This is a genomic window from Syntrophaceticus schinkii, assembly GCF_000946815.1.
In the GTDB taxonomy this organism is placed as follows: domain Bacteria; phylum Bacillota; class DSM-12270; order Thermacetogeniales; family Thermacetogeniaceae; genus Syntrophaceticus; species Syntrophaceticus schinkii.
The window spans coordinates 12,577-28,712 of record NZ_CDRZ01000041.1 but is presented as its reverse complement, the minus strand read 5'-3'; the positions used below and the strand labels follow the sequence as shown (position 1 = coordinate 28,712).

Here is a 16,136-nt window from a genome sequence, read left to right as displayed (position 1 = left end):
CCTGGAAACAGTGGGATTGGAGCCTACACATATCTCTCGCTACCCACACGAATTCAGCGGCGGGCAGCGCCAGCGCATCAATATCGCCCGCGCCCTGGCCCTGACTCCTGAATTGATCATCTGCGATGAACCGGTTTCCAGCCTGGATGTCTCCATTAGAGCGCAGATCTTGAACCTGCTCAAGAAACTGAAAGATTGAGTTTGGCCTTGCTTATCTTTTTATATCACATGACCTGTCTGCAGTGAGCTATATGGCTGATCGGATTGCTGTGATGTACCTGGGCAAGATAGTGGAGGTGCTGGATGCCGGTGGTTTCACCAGTCGCTCCTGTCATCCGTACTCCTGGGCGTTGCTGGCAGCGGTTCCCGTTCCAGAGGTCCGCAAGGGGGATTTTGAGCGTGAGATTCTCTATGGGGAGCCGCCCAATGCAGTGAATCCACCTGATGGCTGTCGCTTCCATCCCCGCTGCCCGCGCGTTAAGGCGATCTGCCGCGAGAAAGAACCGGAATTGAGGGAGGTGGAAGATGGGCATCTTGTAGCATGCCATCTGGCGGGCCAGTTTGAGAGGTGATAGGATTTTCCAAATGAAGAGTAGAGGGGGAGATTTGAGTGAGGGGCAAAAAAGTTGTTGTTTTATTGATCATCACTGCCTTTTTGATGATGATGGCAGTAGGGTGTGGGGATGATAACTGTCAGAAAATGAAAACAGAGGCCGAAGTCATGTAATGTTAAGGAAGCAGCGGAAATGGTTCCTGGTAATTTCAGACCTCCGGCTTCTGACCTTTATTTTACGGTTGGACTAATGTTATTCTTTTTGGAAAATTCTAAAAATGACAGGAGGATGAGAAATGAATGATTTCCGTGACACTACACACCTGGTGATCCATGGCCATGAGGGATGGCTGGAGTTCAGATCCAGTCATGGCCATCACGGTTCACCTGTAGAAGTTTACTTCAAATGGGGACACAACATGAAGGTTGATGGATTGTGCAGGAAGGAGATACTGAAAGCGTATCTTGTCGATCCCAATGGGAAGAAAAGTGATCTGGAGATAGGTGATCCAGAGGAGACAGCATATCGGATCACCTTTACACCTAAGCAAGCAGGCCTTTACAGACCGGTAGTGGAGGCGGATGGTATTACCACGGTAACGGTTGATGGCCAGTACCTGAATGTACCCAAAAAGGATTGTGAGTTCCCCCTGGAGTCGGTAGCCTTTACTCAGTATGCAAGCGCTATCATACCGGTTGGGCATGACCTGGAAGGGGAGGTACAGTCCGGTGGATGCAACCTGGAACTGCTGCCTATCTCCTGGAAACCCTGGAGGGCTGGGGATACCATGGAACTGCAGGTCAGGGCTAAAGGATCACCAGCGGCCGGCACCCAGGTGGCCATGATCAACGGCATGGCTGAGGATAATGAGGAACCTGTGCTCAAGGATGCGGACAGCGAAGGAAAAGTCGCCTTTACCTTTGAAAAACCAGGTTTCTATCTGGCACTGGTCAGGTACGCGGATAATGGCGATGCCAGGGACGGGTACTATGACCGCAGGAACTATACAGCCACACTGCATCTATTGGTGACAAAGTAGTCTTGTATGTGGCTGAAAATAGCCGTCTAGATGGCTATTTCGCTAAGCTTTCGACAAGATAGGCTTATAAATGGCTGTGAGAGTGATAATATCCTGATATTGTTGATTGCGGTGCCGGTTATTTATATTGTATGCTAGGGACAGGCGGCTTCATTTAGGACGTCCGAGCCAAATCCATTATTGGGGGTGGCGAGGGTTTCCATGTGGAGCCGCTTTTTTTGAATTACCTTTTCAGAGATATCATAGGAAATAAAATTTATTTTTTGTGAAGGAACTCTCAACTTATTGTAGAATTAAAGTATACAATTAACAATTGTGTATCTAATCCGGCAAATAAGAATATTCTTGGACAACATGACCACGAAGGTCACTGCCTTGCAGAAGCAGGGTAAGACTATTTCGTGGTTTTTTGTTTGGGGGTGAAAGATTGATGGTTAGGAAGAAGATATTCCTAGTACATGAAGGGATTTGTTGTTCCTGTGAATACTTTTCTACATGCTATGGGGATTGCCTGATTAACAAGACCAGGGGAGGGAATGGCTGCTACTGTTCTCCGGAGGAGGTTTGGTAAATGAAGGTGCTGGAGGTAAAAGGGCTGACCAAGTATTTTAAGAGCCAGAAGGTGCTGGATGACCTCAACTTTGACCTGAATGAAGGGGAAGTGCTCGGTTTTCTGGGTCCCAATGGCGCGGGTAAGACAACAACCTTAAGGATCATCACCGGCTTGTACCAGCCATCAAAAGGCCAGGTTTACATTGCAGGGATCGATGCGGTGACAAACCCCATCAAGACCAAGGGTCTATTCGGTGTCTGCACCCAGGATTTCAGCTTCAATGCCCACTACAATATTGAGCAGGACCTTTACTTTTACGCCCGGCTATACGGCTTGCCCCGTAAGACAGCGTGGGAAAAAGCGCGGCTTTCTCTGGAATGGGCAGATCTGCTGGAGCACCGCAAGAAAAACGGCGACCACCTCTCCGGCGGAATGCGGAAAAAGATTCTCTTTGCCAGGGCGATGATCAACGACCCTCCCCTGCTTTTATTGGATGAGCCCACAACCGGTCTGGATGTGCGTGCACGCCGGGAACTCTGGGAGATGATCATGGAGTTAAAAAGCAGAGGAAAGAGCATCCTGTTGACAACCCACTACCTGGAGGAAGCAGAACACCTCTGCGACAGGATCTTGATTATCAAAAAGGGGAGGGTGGTTGCCGAAGGGAAGCCGGGTGAACTGCGCCAATATGTTGATATAGCCAGGTTTTTAACTGTGGATCTCAAACACTCCCCTACTCCTGAGGAACAAGAATGGTTATGTGCTCTTCCCGGTGTCCGGGACTGCCATGTGCGCGGAACAACAGTAGAGGTTGCCTTTGACGACCAACCGCAGCTGGCTGGTGAACTGGTTCAAAAGGTCTGTCAGAGGCTCCAACCCTCGAACATCTCCTTGAGAGAAGCATCACTGGAAGAAGTATTTTTAGAAGTAACCGGGAGGGGTGAGTAAGGTTGCGCAGGTCTATTCGTTCCATCGGCGTTACTTGCGAGTATGTGCTTTACGATTACCTGATTCACCTGCCCTATTTTACAGTGCGCACCCTGCTTTCCCCCGCCCTTTATCTTTTTGGTTTCGGCCTGGGGGTGGGGGCGCTTACCAAGTCCGGAGGGCTTGCCTATTTTGAGTATATTTTCCCGGGTGTCTTGATGATTTCAGTGATGCAGGCGAGTTACACCCACTTCAGCACCGAGGTCTGGATCTCGCGGCAGGTGGACAAGTACCTGGAACTGCTGATGATGGTAGCCCCCATTTACCCCCTGGAGGCGGTGGCAGGTTATCTCATTGCCAGCATCCTGATCTCGCTTTTTGCTGCGGGCTGCTTTGTGGCGATGGCCCTGCTTGTAGTACCCGGCCTGACCGTAGCCTTGTGGTGGTTGATCGGCTTCAGCGCCGGGCTGGGTGTCTTTTTTGCCGCCTTAGGAATTATCACCGGTGTGATCCATAAAGACCCCCACCTGTTCAGCGTTACCGGTACCATGATTCTGCTCCCTATCTCCTTTCTGTGCGGGGTATTCTTTCCCCTGGATGTCTTCCCTCAGGCGGTCCGCTATCTGCTGGAACTGATTCCCTTAACCCAGGCTGTGGAAGGTTTGCGGAGCAGCACCCCTCTTTTGCACTTACTCTATGTTTGGGCTTTGGCAGTGATAACGGCAGTAATCGCAGCTAAGGTTTTTAAGCGTAAAATAGTGTCCTAATGTCACATCATGGACCGCGAAGGTTACTTTCAGAAAATATTCTAAATCTGTGAAGGAATTATTACTCTATTGTAGAATTATGCAATCACAATCATAATTAACAATTATGTTAATTGGTAAATGGAATTTGACCACGAAGGTCATCTGCCTTGCAGCAGCGAGGGGTGATTCTGCGTGGTTTTTTTATGGGGAGGTGAGAGATGCAATCTGCTTTAAACAGTGCGAATCATAGAGATGTTAACTTTATTGCTGATTATGTTGAGTGTGTAAAGAGTTGAAGCAGAGTTTTAATTAAAAGGAGGGATAGTTTTAATGCGTCGTTCAGTGAGATGCTTAATGTCGCTGATTCTCATTATTGCTTTTATGCTTACGCTGGTTGGCTGCGGGGAAAAACCCGCTTCAAAAGAAGGTAAAGGGAAAGAGGAACTGGTTATCGCAATGGCTAGTTATTCGAGCGGCAAAATGCCGCCTGAAGGTCTAGGGGCAGGGGGTGCTACACAGATCTATGAACCGCTTCTCTTTCTTAATAAAAAGATGGAGATTCAGCCGGGGCTTGTCAGTTCATGGAAAAGATTAGACGATACAACCTACGAGTTTAAAATACGCGAGGGTGTAAAATTCCATAACGGCAAAGAATTTGATGCAGAATCAGCTAAATATGTTTTTATGGTGCATCTTGAAAAGCTGAAAACAGGATATATGGCTCAACGTTTTAAGGGGGTTATTGACAAAAATTCGTTTAAAATCATTGACAAATATACATTAGAGGTAAAAACTCTGAAACCCTATCCTTTTCTGCCGAACTTAATGACACAGGGACAAATGGTTGGACTTGACCCCGAATCTTTTGAAAATGGGAAAATAGTAGGTACGGGCCCATATAAGTTTAAAGAAGATGTCAAAGACCAATATGTTGTTGTAGAGCGCAATGATGATTATTGGGGTAAAAAGCCCTTTTTCAAAAGGGTGGTTTTCAAGCCCGTTCCCGATCAAAATACCCGGGTGATGGCACTAAAAACCGGAGATGTTGATATGGCTTTGTATCCCTCAATTCCATCCCTAAAGGATTTAGAAAAAGAATATACTATTTTTAAAGGATTCAAGGGGTTTCCATTTTTGATGTTTAATTTTGAAAGGTCATATCTGAAAAATGTGGATTTTAGGAAGGCATTATGCATGGCAGTCGATAGAGAAAAAATCGCCAAGGAGATCTATCAGGGAACAGCTGAACCCGCTTATTCATTGATCCCTAAAGAACTGCTGTATTCAATCGAAGGCGAACATCAGGGTATTTCCTTCAATCCTAAAGAAGCTAAAAAAATGCTGGAAAAGGCCGGCTACAAAGACAGCGATAAAGACGGATATGTGGATCAAGACGGCAAAAACCTGGAACTAAAATTAGTATATTGGGCTGCGGACGAACAGTATAAGAGTATTGCTGAGACTATTTCTTCTAGCTTTAATGAGCTTGGCGTTAAAACGAATATTTCTGCTTTAGAGATCGCTGCATATAATGAGGTTTTATTAGAAAAAGGAGATTATGATATCTGTTTAGATTCTGGAGGTATTTTTTGGGGCAGTACAAGCACCATGCTCTATGATCACTTTTACGGTAAAAGCGGGCTGACAGGTTTTCACAGTCTGATAGATGCGGAGATCGATAAACTCATTGAGGAAGGAATGGAACTGGAATCAAAAAATGATATCAAGGGAGCGGCAGCAAAATATAAAGCAGCGCAAAAAAGAGCTGTCGATGATCTGGTTATAGAATGCCCCGTGGTGTTTCAGAAACACATCGTTGCGGCTAAGAAAAACGTTAAGAACTTCTCCCCATTCTCTCATTATGGCATGTTTACTATAGGTGTTACGGAAAACATGATAGGGGAGATAAAATGGGAGGATTGACACTAATATAGCAACTCATTTATAAGTAAGGGGAAAATATAATTGAATTTGCCCCTTGAAGGAATTATTACTATTATGTATAATATAACTAATTAAGATTGTAATTGACAATGATGTTGCTATACGGTAAATTGTAGTTTTTGAACATCGTGACCACGAAGGTCACTGTCTCGCAGCAGCGAGGAGTGATTCTTCGTGGTTTTTTACTGTAATGGAAAAGAGGTTTGCATTAATGTCTGTTCAAGAGAGGAGGTGTCGCAAATGGAATGGAAGCTTGAAGTAGAGGAATTCAATTTCTCTGGCTGCATGCATAATCACACAACAGGAGTAGATCCTGGAACCTCTCATAACGAGGAGACTCAATAGTGATCTGAGGATAACTCGTTACAGATTTAAGGAATCCAGGAAGATGGGGTTATCGTGGAAGTTGAGACTTCAAATTGAGGACAAGAATAGTCCTGAGGGGTGTGGTTTTATCCTCACCCCTACTCTTAAACACTAATTTTGGAGACAATGGAGGTTGGAAAAGTTGTACATTCCCAAAAGTCCTATAATGCTATGCATTGGACTTACTACTAAATGCAATTTAAACTGCCGACACTGTTCAGCTGATGCGAATTCAGAGAATGTTTTTTTCCCGCACTCCGAACTAATTACAATCATTGATACGGCAAAGGAACTAGGTGTAAAAAAATTAATTTTTGGAGGCGGCGAACCGCTTCTCTACGAACAATTATTTGATGTTTGTGAGTATGCTTTAGCAAAAGGATTTAAAGTATCTTTTGTGACCAATGGCACGCTTGTTTCTGAGGTGATAGAGCGTTTTTCCAAGATACTGGATTATCGGCATTCATTTGAAGTCGGTGTTAGTTTGGATGGCCATACTCCAGAAATACATGGCTATTTTCGTCCAGCAGAAACTTTTGCTCCTGCAATTGAAGCGATTAATCTGCTTAAAAACGAAGGATTTAATGTTTCAGTATCATGTGTTTTAAGTAAAGGGAATATTGAAACCATTCCGGATTTTTTAAAATTTTTGCTTTCTTAATTTAATCAATATGATATTAGATTTTTACCGTTTACTCTTTTAGGCAGAGGTAAAGACTGTGCTGAGGAGATGTTCTCTCCTGCTGAACTATATGGTTTAATAAAAGAGCAACAAAAATGGAAAAAAAATTTTTGGAAATAATATAAGCATTCACTTTCCCTGGGAATTCCTTTCACTCCCCGTTGAAAAGCGACAACCTTCTCCTTGTGAAACAGGTTATTTGCGCCTTTGGATTAACTGCAGCGGAGATATCTTCCCTTGTCCGCATATGGAGAACCTTGCTATCGGTAACATATACCACGACTCAATAAGCGATGTTTGGAACAATTCGCCCATATTGAAGGCACTGCGCAATCCGGCTTTGCTCAAAGGTACTTGTTCTTCCTGTCAATACCGAAACGGCTGCCGGGGAGGCTGCCGCGGCCTAGCTTATCTCATGGAGGGGGATTATTTATGTTCGGATCCATACTGCCCGATTGTTGTCCAAAACAAAAATGTTCAGGCGTGATGGAACGCCAGGAGGACGATAAACTGGTTCTCTACCGGGGGCACCAGCTTATCGTGCTGGGAAGTTATTCTTCGGAGATCTGGCATCTCTGTGATGGGAATCATACGGTTGATGAAATGATTAAGATGGTGGTCGACAAATACTCTGTTCCTCAAGAAAAAGCTGAGCAGGAAATCTCAGGTTTTTTGAGCAATTTGGCTGAAAAGAAACTGGTCAGTTTAGAATAATTTATTGTGGAGGGGGTTTGCCATGGGGCTTGGTTTACACCTGGTGACGGTGGAGATGACCGGGAGATGCAACTTATCTTGCAGTCATTGCTACCGGTGGGGCAATGAGCAGGATGATCTGATCGATTTTGATCTGTTAATTGACCAGCTGTCTGAAATAAAACCATACTATATTACGGTTTCCGGTGGAGAGCCGCTGCTGTTGAGTGATATTTTTTATTTGTCTGAAAAGCTCAAGAATGTCTGTCAAAAATTATTGCTGACGACCAATGGTACCCTTGTCAGGAAATTCCCGAGGGATAACTTTCGCATCTTTGCGGATGTGCAGATCAGCCTGGACGGCGACAGGGACACTCACGAGGCGATCAGAGGCAAGGGCAGCTTTGAAAAAGCAATGGATGCGGCCCGTTATCTCAGCGGTAATGTGCCTGTTTCTATGCAGTGCACTGTAAATCAGAGCAATTATAAACAGCTGAGTTCAATTGTTCAGGTTTGCAAAACTGCGGGAGTGACGCCTAAAATGGGGCGTATGTGCGGTTTCGGACGCGATGATCTCGCTCCTATCGGTGATCCGCATCTGTGGAAGGATCTGCTGCAAAGCACTATTAGCTGCGGTATGCTCAACGACGATCCTCTTAGTTTTTGGTTTGACGAAAAGAAGAAAAAAAGCTGCAAGCCCAACAAAATAACCGGCGGCTGTACCGCCGGTATCGCGGGGATAGCGATTTCCCCGGCACTGGATGTTTATCCCTGTGTCAAATTGAGAGTACCAGCCGGAAATCTCAAAAAACAGAGCTTAAAGGAGATCTGGCTTAATTCTCCGCTGTTTAATGAACTGCGTGACTGGCGCAATCTAAGGGGATACTGTACGGACTGTGAGTTTGTCAGCGTTTGCCGCGGGTGCCGTGCCGATGCCTGGGCTCGCACCGGAGACTATTTGAATTCAGATCCCTTGTGCTGGCTGGAAGGTGATAGTTGATGAAAGAGGCGGTTCTTACTCGTCCATTTATTCTTGCTCTTTCCCTGAATGAAATATCAAAGACAACTGCACAGGCTAAAATTTTAGATGATCAAGTTTATCGCTGTGTTTGTGATTATATTAGAGCAAATAGCAACAGTGTCATTGTGCTGACCGGTGGGGAGCCGTTTTTGGACTCACGGTTAAGCGAGATTCTTGTTCTTGCTCGTAGCAATGGCTGGCCTGCCTCTGTGGATACCAATTGTTTATTTGATGAACCGCCGGCTCTGGATGGGATTCAGCAGATCCGACTGCGCCTTTATTCTTTGAATCCAGATCTGCACAGCAAGATTACCTGTGACCGGCAAAGCTTCCGGAAGACGACGGAATATGCCAGATGGCTGGCTGATAACTTTTCAGGTGAAAAAATCATGGTTTTTCCTGTTTGCCGGGAAAACTACGAGGAAATGCCGGCTGTTCTTGAGTGGTGCCGCAGTTTAAACTTTATACCCAACTTCTTTGTTGTCCCCTGGAAGCATGAATATTCCGTGGATTTACAGGATTATCATGTTGTGCTGCAAGCGCTCCGCGAGCTTCCTCCGGAAGATATAATCATAGATGTTCCTTTGTTGGGTTTATCAGGTTGGCCCAATATCTGTCCGGGGGGCAGATTGGCTATGTATGTCGGAGTTGATGGAGGAATAAAGCCCTGCCCTGATTTTCCCTACCCTCTTTGCTGGCTGGAAGAGGACATCCCACGTGCCTGGAGAACTCTGCAGGAGAAGATTGCCGAGTTGAACAGGCATTGTAGTTCTTGTGGGCGTTTTTCCGTATGCGGCGGGGGCTGCCTGGCCAACAAGACTGAGGCAGGGAAGGACTGTTACTGTTTTGCGGATTGGTAACGGCAGATATAGGTCCAACGGCAATCACCGGCGGGGGAACTGAAAGTAGCATTAAGGAATGAAGTTATTTTAGGCTGTAATCAGTTGAATTAGAAGGAGGGCTAGCGATGAGCAGCAGATCTGTCCGCGCCGTCGGCGTTACCTGCGAGTATGTGCTTTATGATTATCTGATTCATTTGCCTTATTTTTCAGTGCGCACCCTGCTTTCCCCCGCCCTTTATCTCTTTGGCTTCGGTCTGGGGGTGGGAACGCTGATGCGAACGGGGAGCAGTGCCTATTTTGAATTTATTTTTCCGGGGGTATTGATGATTTCGGTGATGCAGGCTACCTATACTCACTTCAGCACTGAGATCATGGTGGCGCGGCGTGGTGACAAGTATCTGGAACTGCTGATGATGGTGGCCCCTATTTCATCTCTGGAAGCGGTGGCAGGCTATCTCTTCGCCAGCATCTTTATCTCCCTGTTTGCTGCGGGCTGTTTTATTGCAGTGGCGCTTCTTTTGGTACCCGGGCTGAATGTGGCTCTGTGGTGGCTGCTTGGGTTCAGCACCGGGCTTGGTGTCTTTTTTGCTGCACTGGGTATAATCATTGGTGTGATTTTTACTGATACCAAAAAGTTTACCACTGCTAATACCCTGATTCTGCTGCCCCTTTCCTTCCTGTGCGGTGTTTTCTTCCCCCTGGATGTTTTTCCTCAGGCGATCCGCTATGTACTCGAACTCATCCCCTTAACCCAGGCTGTGGAAGGTTTGCGGAGCGGTACCCCTCTTTTGCACTTACTATATGTTTGGGTTCTGGCATTGGTAATGGCAGTAATCACAGCTAAGGTTTTTAAGCATAAAATAGTGTCGTAATGTCACATCATGGACTGCGAAGTTTACTTTCAAAAAATATTCTAAATCTATGAAGGAATTATTGCTCTATTGTAGAATTATACAATTGAAATTATAATTAACAATTATGTTAATTGGCAAATGGAATTTGACCACGAAGGTCACTGCCTTGCAGCAGAGAGGTGTGATACTGCGTGGTTTTTTATAGGGAGGTGAGAAATGCATACTTCTGTTTTTTAAACAGCGCGAATTATAGAGATGTTAACTCTGCTATTAAGATTGCTGATTATGTTGAGTTTATTTATTGTGAAGCAGAGTTTTAATTAAAAGGAGGAAGTTTTTGATGCGACGTTCAGTGAGATGCTTAATGTCAGTGGTTCTCATTATTGCTTTTATGCTTACGCTGGTTGGCTGCGGGGAGAAACCTGCTTCGAAAGAAGGTAAAGGGAAAGAGGAATTGGTTATCGCTTTAGATACGTATTCAGGCGGAAAAAAACCGCCGGTAGGTCTTGGAGTAAACGAGTGTACACAAATCTATGAACCGCTTCTTTTTCTTAATCATAAGCTGGAGATACAGCCGGGTCTTGTCACTTCCTGGGAGCGAGTCGACGATCTGAATTGGAGATTGAAACTGCGTGAAGGGGTAAAATTTCACAACGGCAAAGAATTTGACGCGGAAGCAGCCAAGTTTGCTTTTACAATGTACCTTGACAAAACAAGCTATATAGCTCAGCGCGTCAAAAAAGTTGTGGACAATGATTCTTTTAAAGTAGTGGATAAGCATACCCTCGAGGTTAAAACCCTTAATCCATATCCCTTTTTCCCGACATTAATGACGCTTCTTGATGTAATGGATCCCGATGCGTTTAATAAAGGAGAGATTGTCGGAACAGGTGCGTATAAATTTAAGGAAGAGGTTACAGATGAGCAGGTGACAGTGGAACGCAACGATAATTACTGGGGTAAAAAACCTTTTTTCAAAAGAGTGGTTTTCAAAATTGTTCCCGATCAGAATACTAGGATGATGGCTCTAAAAACCGGGGATGTTGATATGGCTTTGTATCCGCCAATCCCATCCCTTAAAGACTTAGAAAAAGAATACACTATTTTTAAAGGATTCAGGGGGCTTCCGTTTTTGACATTTAATTTTGAAAAGACCTACTGTCAGGATGTTAACTTTAGAAAGGCATTAGGCATGGCCTGCGACAGGGAAAAGATTGCCAAGGAGATCTATTATGGCACAGCTGATCCAGCTAATTCATTGATCCCTAAGGAATTGCTGTATTCGATCGAAGGGGAATACAAAGGTGTTTCCTATAGTCAAGAAGAGGCTAAAAGATTACTTGAAAAAGCTGGCTACAAGGACAGCGATAGCGACGGATATGCGGACAAAAACGGTAAGAATCTGGAGCTGAAATTCGTTTATTGGGCTGAAGACCAATGGTACAAGAGTATCGCAGAAACTATTGCATCAGACTTGAAGGATATCGGGATTAAAGCCAATATCGTTGCTGTGGATGCCGCTGCCTGGAGTGAAGTTGTATTGGAAAAGGGAGATTATGACTTTTGTTTGGATGCTACAGGCGTTTTTTGGGGTGGTTCAAGTACCATGCTCTATGATCAATTTTACAGCAAGAGCGGCATGACAGGTTTCCAAAGGCTACCAGATGCAGAGTTTGATAAACTCTATGAGGATGGTATGGAGCTGGAATCAATAAATGATATTAAAGGAGCGGCCGAGAAATATAAAGCTGCGCAAAGAAGGGCAATTAATGAACTTGCTGTTGTCTGTCCGCTGGTCTTTGAGAAACATGTCGTTGTCGCTAAGAAAAATATAAAAAACTTTTCTCCTTTTCCATATTATTGGATGTTCTATGAAGGTTCCAGTGAAAATTTGCTTGCAGAGATAAAATGGGAGAGCTGACACTAATATGGTAACTCAATAGGGTAAGAAATAATCTTTCAGAAATTATTTCTTACACTAGCCAAAAATTATAACATTAATGAATAAAACATCTAATAAATATTTTAATTAATAATTAACAATTATGTTAATTGGTAAATAGAATTTGACCACGAAGGTCATCTGCCTTGCAGCAGCAAGGGGTGATACTGCGTGGTTTTTTATAGGGAGGTGAGAAATGCATATTTCTGTTTTTTTTAAACAGCGCGAATTATAGAGATGTTAACTTTACTATCAAGATTGCTGATATGTTGAGTGCATTAAGTGTGAAGCAGAGTTTTAATTAAAAGGAGGAAGTTTTTGATGCAACGTTCAGTGAGATGCTTAATGTCACTGGTTCTCATTATTGCTTTTATGCTTATGCTGGTTGGCTGCGGGGAGAAACCTGTTTCGAAAAAAGGTAAAGAGGAACTGGTTATTGCTTTGGATAGATATTTGCCCGGTAAAAAACCACCGGATGGTATTGGAGTAGCAAGTTGCACACAGGTCTATGAACCCCTTCTCTTTCTTAACAACAAGCTGGAAATACAACCGGGGCTTGTTACTTCCTGGGAGCGAATAGATGATTTAAACTGGAGGTTGAAATTACGTAAAGGGGTAAAATTCCATAATAGCAAGGAATTTGATGCAGAATCAGCAAAATATATTTTTATTATGAACTTAGATAAGACTGGTTACACCGCTCAGCGTATCAAAGAGGTAGTAAACCAGGATTCTTTTAAAATAGCAGACAAACATACCCTTGAGGTGAAAACCATTAAACCATACCCTTTTTTCCCAGCTTTGCTGACCCATCCTAGTGTGGTAGGCGTTGAGCCTGAAGCATTTGAGAAGGGCGAAATCGTTGGAACAGGTCCGTATAAATTAATAGAAGATGTTACAGACCAGCATGTTATTGTAGAGCGCAACGATGATTATTGGGGTAAAAAACCTTTTTTCAAAAGAGTGATCTTCAAAATTGTGCCTGATGAGAATACCAGGTTGATGGCATTAAAAACCGGAGAAGTAGATATGGCACTATATCCGTCACTTCCATCCCTTAAGGAACTACAAAAAGAATACAGTACTTTTAATGGTTTCAAAGGTCTTCCATACTTAATGTTTAACTTTGAGAAACCCTATAATAAGGATATTAATTTCAGGAAAGCATTGTGCATGGCTATTGATAAAGAAAAGATCGCCAAGGAGATCTATCAGAAAACAGCTGAACCTGCCAATTCGTTGATTCCCAAAGAATTGCTGTATTCGATTGAAGGGGAATATAATGGGCTTCCCTATAGTCAGGAAGAAGCTAAAAAAATGCTTGAAAAAAGCTGGCTTCAAGGACACCAACAATGACGGGTATGTTGATAAGGATGGCAAAAATCTTGAGCTTAAATTTGTCTTTTTTTCGCCAGAACAAGAATATAAAGCTATGGTTGAAACCGTTGCATCCGGCTTGAGGGACATTGGCATTAAAGTTAATATTGCTGCTATGGAGATGGCTTCATTCGATGAAGTGATTTTTGAAAAGGGAAATTACGATATATGTTTAGATGGTACAGGAATCTTTTGGGGTAGTTCCAGCACTATGCTCTATGATCATTTTTACAGCAAAAGCGGTCTGTTAGGTTTTCACAGGCTACAAGATGAACAGCTTGATAAACTTATTGAGGAGGGGATGGAGCTGGAGTCGAGAAATGAAATCAAGGACGCAGCAGTGAAATATAAGGCAGCACAAAAAAGAGCAATTGAGGAACTTGTATTTTTGTGCCCGGTAGTTTTTCAGAAACATATTGTCGTAACCAAGAATAATGTAAAAAATTGCTCTCCTTTTCCACATAGTTGGATGTTTTATAATGGTTGTACTGAAAATATATTGGGTGAAATAAAATGGGAGGATTAATATAAGACACTATTTAGGGGGTGATATTGAGCAGCAAGATTTTCAATAAAAAAAAAGAATTTATTTTACGCAGAAGGAATTATTAACTTATTGCAGAATTAATATTACATAATTAACAATAATGTAACTATCCGGCAAGAATTATCCGGACAACATGACCACGAAGGTCACTGCCTTGCAGCAGCAAGGGGTGATTTTTTGTGGTTTTTGATTTGGGGGTGAAAGATGGGAGAGTCGTATTTGTTAAACAGATAGAACCTGTGATTAAAATAAAGTTTTAGATTAAGGAGGGCATTTAGATGCGTCGCTTAACCAAATATCTATTATCAATAATTCTCATTATAGCTTTTATGTTTTCGGTAGTCGGCTGTGGAGAAAAACCGGCGTCAAAAGAGAGCGAAGCGAAAGAAGAGCTGGTTATTGCATTGGACAAATATGGAACAACACCTAATCCACCTGATGGGATAGGGGTACATAATGTGACTATGGTTTATGAACCACTCATTTTTCTAAATAAAAAGTTTGAACTGCAACCCGGTTTAATTACTTCTTGGGAGCGCATAGATGATTTAACATGGAAGTTTAAACTGCGCAAAGGAGTTAAATTTCATAATGGTAAAGAATTCGATGCAGAATCAGCGAAGCTGTCCATCGCTCATTGGCTGGATAGCAGTGTGGTCTACTTGAAGGGTAGAGTAGTTCAAATGGTGAATAAGGACTCTTTTCAAGTAAAGGACAAATATACCCTAGAAGTTAAAACGATAAAACCTTGCCCTTATCTACCGAATTTCTTAACTCATAACGTTGTTGTTGCTGTTGAACCAGATGCATTTAATAAAGGTGAAATTGTTGGTACCGGACCATTTAAGCTAAAAGAAATTGCAAAAGATCAGTATGTAGTAGTTGAACGGAATGATGATTATTGGGGTAAAAAACCGTTTTTTAAGAAAATTACATTTAAAATAGTACCCGATGCGAATACACGGTTAATGGCTTTACAAAATGGAGAAGTAGACATAATTTACTCTCCTCCCCTTGCATCTGTTAACGACATTAAAAAGGATTTTAACGTAGTTACAGGGACAGCAGCCAATACACCTTGTCTTCTGATTAATCATGAACGCCCAGCCTTACAAGATGTTTCAGTGAGAAAAGCACTATGTATGGCTATAGACAATAAAAAGATTGCAGAAAAGATTTTCTATAATTTAGCTCGGCCTGCTAAAACCTTAATTCCCCCAGAGTTTATTTATTCAGCAGAATCCGAAGTCAGCGAATATTCATATGACCCTGATGGAGCACGCGAACTCCTGAAAAAAGCCGGGTATGTGGATACTAATAATGAAGGCTATGTAGATAAAGGTGGGAAGAACCTGGAATTGGACTTTCCTTTCAGACCACAAGATGAAGAGATGGCAGTGGTGATCGCTGATTATTTAAAACAGATCGGAGTAAAAACTAAACTTACTAAATTGGAAGTGGGTGGTTGGGCCAAAAAAGTACAAAATGAAGACGATTATGATCTTACTTTGTTTAGCACATCTGTTAGCTGGGGTGGTCCCAGCGCAAGCTTCTTTGATGATTTTTACAGCAAGAGCGGGTTGCAGTATGCCAAGGTTGTTACACCGGAGATAGACAAATTGATTGAAGAAGGGCTGGATCTAGAAGCCAGTAAAAAGTACAAAGAAGCAGATAAAAAATACAAGGAAATGCAAAAAATTGTTATCAATGAAGCTGTGAAATATCCCCTGGTCTATCAAAATAATATTATTGCTGCCAAGAAACAGGTTAAAGGTGTTTCGTTATTCCCGAGTTCCATGTTTTTCTCAGGAGATTCTGATAATGGCTTAATAAAGGTTAAGTGGGAAGAATAATTTGATTATTTCTGTAGATTAAGTGTCTACAGAAAATAAAAATGAAGGAGGTGATCTAATATGAAGTGGGAACTGGAGTTAGAAGAGTTTTTCTTTGCAGGGTGTATGCATAATTGCCAAGCAGGAGTAGAAGTTGTGACAGGTGAATCTAAGGAAGAATAGGGTGTTTTATAGGGCTGGAGTGTTAGACACT

The 16,136-nt window shown here is 42.9% G+C and carries 16 protein-coding genes; all 16 read left to right on the top strand.

Annotated features, from left to right (window positions below):
* Positions 1–199 (top strand): ATP-binding cassette domain-containing protein (locus SSCH_RS20730; RefSeq protein ID WP_269746105.1); only part of this gene is annotated, 199 nt, incomplete at its 5' end.
* Between the two features lie 52 nt (positions 200–251).
* Positions 252–572, top strand: coding sequence for an oligopeptide/dipeptide ABC transporter ATP-binding protein (locus SSCH_RS20725; RefSeq protein ID WP_052835238.1), 321 nt, complete (start codon positions 252–254; stop codon positions 570–572).
* 277 nt (positions 573–849) lie between these two features.
* On the top strand, positions 850–1,593 hold the full coding sequence (locus tag SSCH_RS03200; RefSeq protein ID WP_044664214.1) for a DUF4198 domain-containing protein: 744 nt from the start codon (positions 850–852) through the stop codon (positions 1,591–1,593).
* 571 nt (positions 1,594–2,164) lie between these two features.
* The gene (locus tag SSCH_RS03195) at positions 2,165–3,094 is read left to right on the top strand and encodes an ABC transporter ATP-binding protein (protein ID WP_052835237.1); all 930 of its coding nucleotides are present in this window, start codon (positions 2,165–2,167) and stop codon (positions 3,092–3,094) included.
* 2 nt (positions 3,095–3,096) lie between these two features.
* On the top strand, positions 3,097–3,840 hold the full coding sequence (locus tag SSCH_RS03190; RefSeq protein WP_044664213.1) for an ABC transporter permease: 744 nt from the start codon (positions 3,097–3,099) through the stop codon (positions 3,838–3,840).
* A gap of 312 nt (positions 3,841–4,152) precedes the next feature.
* The gene (locus SSCH_RS03185) at positions 4,153–5,745 is read left to right on the top strand and encodes an ABC transporter substrate-binding protein (protein WP_084710892.1); all 1,593 of its coding nucleotides are present in this window, start codon (positions 4,153–4,155) and stop codon (positions 5,743–5,745) included.
* Positions 5,746–6,274: 529 nt separating this feature from the next.
* The gene (locus SSCH_RS03180) at positions 6,275–6,793 is read left to right on the top strand and encodes a radical SAM protein (RefSeq protein WP_044664211.1); all 519 of its coding nucleotides are present in this window, start codon (positions 6,275–6,277) and stop codon (positions 6,791–6,793) included.
* 127 nt (positions 6,794–6,920) lie between these two features.
* On the top strand, positions 6,921–7,301 hold the full coding sequence (locus SSCH_RS21630; protein ID WP_084710891.1) for an SPASM domain-containing protein: 381 nt from the start codon (positions 6,921–6,923) through the stop codon (positions 7,299–7,301).
* On the top strand, positions 7,247–7,528 hold the full coding sequence (locus SSCH_RS03175) for a PqqD family protein (protein WP_044664210.1): 282 nt from the start codon (positions 7,247–7,249) through the stop codon (positions 7,526–7,528). Before SSCH_RS21630 ends, SSCH_RS03175 begins: the two co-directional genes overlap by 55 nt.
* A 22-nt stretch (positions 7,529–7,550) precedes the next feature.
* Positions 7,551–8,507, top strand: a complete 957-nt coding sequence (locus tag SSCH_RS03170) for a radical SAM/SPASM domain-containing protein (protein ID WP_044664209.1) — start codon at positions 7,551–7,553, stop codon at positions 8,505–8,507.
* Entirely contained in the window at positions 8,507–9,388 is an 882-nt protein-coding gene (locus SSCH_RS03165) for a radical SAM protein (protein WP_044664208.1), read from the top strand. The genes SSCH_RS03170 and SSCH_RS03165 overlap by 1 nt, the downstream gene beginning before the upstream one ends.
* 107 nt (positions 9,389–9,495) lie before the next feature.
* Entirely contained in the window at positions 9,496–10,242 is a 747-nt protein-coding gene (locus SSCH_RS03160) for an ABC transporter permease (protein WP_044664207.1), read from the top strand.
* A 322-nt stretch (positions 10,243–10,564) separates the two neighbouring features.
* Entirely contained in the window at positions 10,565–12,145 is a 1,581-nt protein-coding gene (locus SSCH_RS03155; RefSeq protein WP_084710890.1) for an ABC transporter substrate-binding protein, read from the top strand.
* 366 nt (positions 12,146–12,511) lie between these two features.
* A complete protein-coding gene (locus SSCH_RS17265) occupies positions 12,512–13,522 on the top strand; it encodes an ABC transporter substrate-binding protein (RefSeq protein ID WP_044664205.1) in 1,011 nt (336 codons plus the stop codon).
* The gene (locus SSCH_RS18020) at positions 13,488–14,069 is read left to right on the top strand and encodes an ABC transporter substrate-binding protein (protein ID WP_044664204.1); all 582 of its coding nucleotides are present in this window, start codon (positions 13,488–13,490) and stop codon (positions 14,067–14,069) included. The genes SSCH_RS17265 and SSCH_RS18020 overlap by 35 nt, the downstream gene beginning before the upstream one ends.
* Positions 14,070–14,368: 299 nt before the next feature.
* Positions 14,369–15,943 (top strand): ABC transporter substrate-binding protein, encoded by a 1,575-nt coding sequence (locus SSCH_RS03140; RefSeq protein ID WP_044664203.1) that lies wholly within the window; start codon positions 14,369–14,371, stop codon positions 15,941–15,943.
* The last annotated feature ends 193 nt before the right edge of the window (positions 15,944–16,136 follow it).

What these genes read in the sequence shown, in the direction of transcription:
- SSCH_RS03195 (WP_052835237.1), top strand. Translation starts at nt 2,165, where the DNA reads ATGAAGGTGCTGGAGGTAAAAGGGCTGACCAAGTATTTTAAGAGCCAG.
- SSCH_RS03170 (WP_044664209.1), top strand. Translation starts at nt 7,551, where the DNA reads ATGGGGCTTGGTTTACACCTGGTGACGGTGGAGATGACCGGGAGATGC.
- SSCH_RS20725 (WP_052835238.1), top strand. Translation starts at nt 252, where the DNA reads ATGGCTGATCGGATTGCTGTGATGTACCTGGGCAAGATAGTGGAGGTG.
- SSCH_RS03200 (WP_044664214.1), top strand. Translation starts at nt 850, where the DNA reads ATGAATGATTTCCGTGACACTACACACCTGGTGATCCATGGCCATGAG.
- SSCH_RS03155 (WP_084710890.1), top strand. Translation starts at nt 10,565, where the DNA reads ATGCGACGTTCAGTGAGATGCTTAATGTCAGTGGTTCTCATTATTGCT.
- SSCH_RS17265 (WP_044664205.1), top strand. Translation starts at nt 12,512, where the DNA reads ATGTCACTGGTTCTCATTATTGCTTTTATGCTTATGCTGGTTGGCTGC.
- SSCH_RS03165 (WP_044664208.1), top strand. Translation starts at nt 8,507, where the DNA reads ATGAAAGAGGCGGTTCTTACTCGTCCATTTATTCTTGCTCTTTCCCTG.
- SSCH_RS03140 (WP_044664203.1), top strand. Translation starts at nt 14,369, where the DNA reads ATGCGTCGCTTAACCAAATATCTATTATCAATAATTCTCATTATAGCT.
- SSCH_RS03160 (WP_044664207.1), top strand. Translation starts at nt 9,496, where the DNA reads ATGAGCAGCAGATCTGTCCGCGCCGTCGGCGTTACCTGCGAGTATGTG.
- SSCH_RS03185 (WP_084710892.1), top strand. Translation starts at nt 4,153, where the DNA reads ATGCGTCGTTCAGTGAGATGCTTAATGTCGCTGATTCTCATTATTGCT.
- SSCH_RS03175 (WP_044664210.1), top strand. Translation starts at nt 7,247, where the DNA reads ATGTTCGGATCCATACTGCCCGATTGTTGTCCAAAACAAAAATGTTCA.